This window comes from Janibacter corallicola NBRC 107790 (assembly GCF_001570965.1).
GTDB classification, from domain to species: domain Bacteria; phylum Actinomycetota; class Actinomycetes; order Actinomycetales; family Dermatophilaceae; genus Janibacter; species Janibacter corallicola.
On sequence record NZ_BCSR01000078.1, the window covers coordinates 1 to 4,113 of the forward strand.

5 protein-coding genes are annotated in these 4,113 nt (G+C 71.6%); 1 reads left to right on the top strand and 4 read right to left on the bottom strand.

From position 1 onward, the window contains the following. The 4 genes from JCO01S_RS15065 to JCO01S_RS15080 all read right to left on the bottom strand — a co-directional run. Window positions 1-505, bottom strand: a 505-nt coding sequence (locus JCO01S_RS15065; protein WP_169796971.1) for an NAD(P)/FAD-dependent oxidoreductase, incomplete at its 3' end; no start/stop codon positions are given. A 100-nt stretch (window positions 506-605) separates the two neighbouring features. Beyond that, window positions 606-1,322 carry a GAF and ANTAR domain-containing protein gene (locus tag JCO01S_RS15070; protein WP_068257611.1) on the bottom strand — a complete coding sequence of 239 codons (717 nt, stop codon included), beginning with the start codon at window positions 1,320-1,322 and terminating at the stop codon, window positions 606-608. A gap of 148 nt (window positions 1,323-1,470) precedes the next feature. Then, window positions 1,471-2,640, bottom strand: coding sequence for a trans-sulfuration enzyme family protein (locus JCO01S_RS15075; RefSeq protein WP_068257614.1), 1,170 nt, complete (start codon window positions 2,638-2,640; stop codon window positions 1,471-1,473). A 48-nt stretch (window positions 2,641-2,688) separates the two neighbouring features. Continuing rightward, the gene (locus tag JCO01S_RS15080; RefSeq protein ID WP_068257617.1) at window positions 2,689-3,360 is read right to left on the bottom strand and encodes an HAD-IA family hydrolase; all 672 of its coding nucleotides are present in this window, start codon (window positions 3,358-3,360) and stop codon (window positions 2,689-2,691) included. Between the two features lie 69 nt (window positions 3,361-3,429). On the opposite strand from JCO01S_RS15080, the gene JCO01S_RS15085 reads away from it, so the two are divergent. Further along, window positions 3,430-3,903, top strand: a complete 474-nt coding sequence (locus JCO01S_RS15085; protein ID WP_068257620.1) for a nucleoside deaminase — start codon at window positions 3,430-3,432, stop codon at window positions 3,901-3,903. Window positions 3,904-4,113: the final 210 nt, after the last annotated feature.

Here is a 4,113-nt window from a genome sequence, read left to right on the forward strand (position 1 = left end):
GGGCCCGCCGCACCTGCGGGTCGGGCTCGTGCTCGGCGAGCTCGAGCTGTTGGAGGAACTGCTCGCGCAGGTACAGGGCCTCGGCAACCGTCTTGAGGCCGCGGGCGTGCTCGGCGACCCCGGGGACACCGAGGAGCTTGGTCACCGACCCGGGCGTGAGGACCAGCCGGTCCCAGTGCATCTCCTCGTCCTCCGGTGCACACCCACTGACGTGCAGGGTCCGCTCCTCCAGGTCGACCCGGTCGACGCACCCGGGGCGCAGCGACACGTCCGGCAGCTCGTTCGCCAGCGGCACCGCCACGTAGCGCGGGTCGATGAGCCCACCGGCCACGTCGGGCAGCAACGGGGTGTACAGCATGTAGTCGTGCAGGGAGACGAGCACGACCTCGGCCGGGTGCTGGGCCCGACGCAGTCGCCGGGACACCCCTCGGGCAGCCTCGAAGCCGGCGAACCCACTGCCGACGACGACCACGCGTTCGCGGCCGTTGGTGGTCGGGACGGTCACGGGAGCTCCCTTCGTCGTAGGTGCATCCCTCCCGGCGTACCCACTCCCGTCCGTCGCATTCCCGGGACACCGACGTGGCAGCGTCACCTGATGAGGCAGCTCAGGACGGTGTCGGCTTCTTGCCTCGGGCACTCGACCGGACCGCGTCAGGGGTACTGCTGGGGAAGCCGTCGACGATCTCCTGGGCGACGTCGCGCAGCTTGGTGTTCGTCTCGTTGGAGCGGCGTCGCAGCACCTCGAAGGAGCGGTTGAGGCTGAGGCCGTAGCGCTCCATGAGGATTCCCTGGGCCACCCCGATGACGAGCCGGTTGTGCAGGGCGCTGCGCAGCCCGGAGATCTCCCGTGCCTTCAGCAGGGCCACCGCGGCCAGACGGGAGTAGATGATCGCCCGGTCGATGGCGTCCTCGTCGAAGGCCTCCACCTCACGCGAGTACATGTTGAGGCAGGCGCGGTAGGGCTCGGACGTGGCCAGTCGGACGCTCAGCGTCGAACGCACCCCCTCCGACCACACCGCCCGGCTCCATCGTGGCCAGCGCGCCTCGGTCTCCGTCCTCGGGACCGACACGATCTCGTGGTGGCGCAGCTCGGAGAGGCACGGTCCCTCGTCGAACTCGAGCTGGAGACCGTCGATGCGGGCTGCGAGCAGGTCGGTCTGCGCCCCGACGTCCACGGTTCCGCGCTGCTGCACGAAGATGCTGCACATGTCGCAGCCGGGGATGTTCACGACCGCCTGGTCGACGACCCGCTGGAGCGTGTAGTCCTCTTCCGGCTCGGTCGACAGCCGCTCCACGACATCGGCGAGCTCTGAGTCCTGCATCTGTCCAGTCTCCTGAAGGTGAGTGACGATCCCCTAGCATGCACTGTGGCGACTGATCCGGCACGCCTCAACCGTTCGGTGAACCACTGGGCACGGAACGCGAGCTCCTCACGCGGCGGACCTCCCCTTCGTGCGAGCCGACGGCAGGTCAGCAGCCGCGCAGCGCCCGGTCCAGGTCGACCCGCAGGTCCTCGACGTCCTCCAGCCCGACGGACAGGCGCAGCAGGTCCTCCCCCGGCTTCGCCGACTCCTCGACGGGGCGGTGGGTCAGGGAGGCAGGGTGCTGGATGAGGGTGTCCACGCCACCCAGGGAGACCGCGTGGGTGATCAGCTCGCACCGCGTCACCAGCTCGGCCGCGGCCGCAGCGCCGCCACGCGGGCGGAAGGCGATCATCGCGCCGGGACCGCTCATCTGACCGTCCGGGACGCTCGAGCCGGGCAGGCCGGGGTAGCGGACCTCCTGGACCATCTCGTGGCCGGACAGCCATGCCGCGAGCGTGCCCGCGCTCGCCTGCTGGGCGCGGACCCGCACCGGCAGCGTCTGCAGGCCGCGGTGCAGCTGGTACGCCGCCATCGGGTGCAGCAGGCCACCGGTGAGCGCGCGGACCTGCCGGAGCCGACGGGCCCACTCCTCGTTCGTGGCCACGACCCCTCCCACGAGGTCGCCGTGACCGCCCAGGTACTTCGTCGCTGAGTGCATCGACAGCGCCGCCCCGAGGCCCAGCGGCTGCTGCAGCACCGGGGTCGCGAAGGTGTTGTCGACCATGACCGGCACGTTCCCGGCGGCCTCGACGACCGCGCGGACATCGACGATCTCCAGCGACGGGTTGGCAGGAGACTCGATGAGCACCAGCCCGGTGTCGTCCGGGCGGGAGGCGACGGCCTCTGCGACGCCACCGGGTGTGGTCCAGGTGACCTCGGTCCCGAGCATTCCGGTGGCGAGCAGGTGATCACTCCCCCCGTAGAGCGGACGGACGGCCACGACGTGTGGGGCCCCCGCCGAGATGCAGGCGATGAGGGTGGCGCTGAAGGCCGCCATCCCGGAGGCGAAGGCGACTGCACCCGGGGCGTGCTCGAGGTCGGCCACGCCGCGCTCGAAGCGGTCGACATTGGGGTTCCACAGTCGCTGGTAGACCAGCGAGCTGACGCCCCCTTCGTCCGGGCGTCCGCCGGTGGCCAGCGTCTCGTAGGAGCCCCCACCCGAGTGCAGGTCGGTGACCGGGTAGGTGGAGGAGAGGTCGATCGGGGGGACGTGCACTCCGAGGGCTGCGAGGTCCTCGCGCCCACCGTGCACCGCCATGGTGTCCGGGTGTGTCATGTCTCACATCATGACAAGGGCTTGCGTCGGGCCGCGAACCCGCCCCCGTCAGGCCGGCGTGATGCGCACCCGTCCGCCCTCGCGGACGAAACGCACCTCGTCGAGCGCCCCGACGACGAGGTCGGCCACGGCCAGCTCCTCCGTCGGTGAGGTCGTCGTGACGGCCAGGACAGCGCAGCCCGCGGCCTTCGCCGCGCTGATTCCGCTCGGCGCGTCCTCGCAGACCAGGCAGTCGGCCGGGTCGACGCCCAGTCGCTCCGCCGCGAGCAGGAAGGGGTCCGGGTGCGGCTTGCCCCGCTCGACGTCCTCGACGGTGACGAGCAGCTCCGGCTCCTCGATGCCGGCGGTCGTCAACCGGGCCCGCGCCAGGGGCCGCGTCGCCGAGGTCGCGATGGCGAACGCTGCGGGGCCTCCCACCGGGACAGCGAGTGCTGCGAGCGCTTCGAGCACACCGGGCAGGGCGTGGACCCCGTCGAGGTCAGCGAGCTCCAGGGACTCGATCTGCTCCAGCGCCGCGGCGGGGTCCAGGTGGGGCGCCACCCGCTCGATGATCGCCGCGGCCGGCAGCCCGTGGGAGCCGGCAAGCAGCCTGGGGTCGACGTCGTTCTCCCTGGCCCAGCGCAGCCAGGAGCGCTGCACCGGTCCGGCGGACTCCACCAACGTCCCGTCGTTGTCGAAGATGACCGCGGCGAAGGTCCGGTCGGCCAGGGGGAAGCTCATGGCGCCATCCTCCCCCTTCGTCGCCTCCGGTCCGCACCTGCACCCAACCGCGTGTGCCACGCTGCCGACATGATCGACGCTGCGGACCGAGAACACCTGGAGCGTGCGGTGGACCTGGCGGAGCGGGCGCTGGTCTCCGGCGACGAACCCTTCGGCTCCGTCCTCGTGGCCGCCGACGGCCGCGTGCTCCACAAGGACCACAACCGGGTCTCCGGCGGCGATGCGACACGGCACCCGGAGTTCGCGATCGCGCGGTGGGCGGCCGAGCACCTCACCCCCGCGGAGCGGACCGCGGCCACCGTCTACACCTCCGGTGAGCACTGCCCCATGTGCGCCGCCGCCCACGGCTGGGTCGGGCTCGGTCGGACCGTCTGCGCCAGCTCGACCGAGCAGCTGCTCTCCTGGACCGCCGAGCTCGGCCTGCCCACGGCCCCCGTCGCGCCGCTGCCGGTCACCGCGATCGTCCCGGACGCCGTGGTCGACGGTCCCGACGAGGTCCTTGCCGAGCGGGTCCGGGTGCTGCACTCCCGTCGACTGCACTGACCGGTCGGTAACCGAGGGCGAACGGCGCTGCGCACGAACCCCCCTCCCGCACAGGACAACGAAGGACTACGGTGTGGCTACGATCACGTCAGGTCGGTGAGGAACGGAGTCGACGATGGCACCCAAGGATTCGAGCTTCCTGGGCTGGCCCGTGCTGCGACAGCTGGCCACCGGTGACTTCCTCGGTCGCGGCTCGTCCGTGACCTCCCG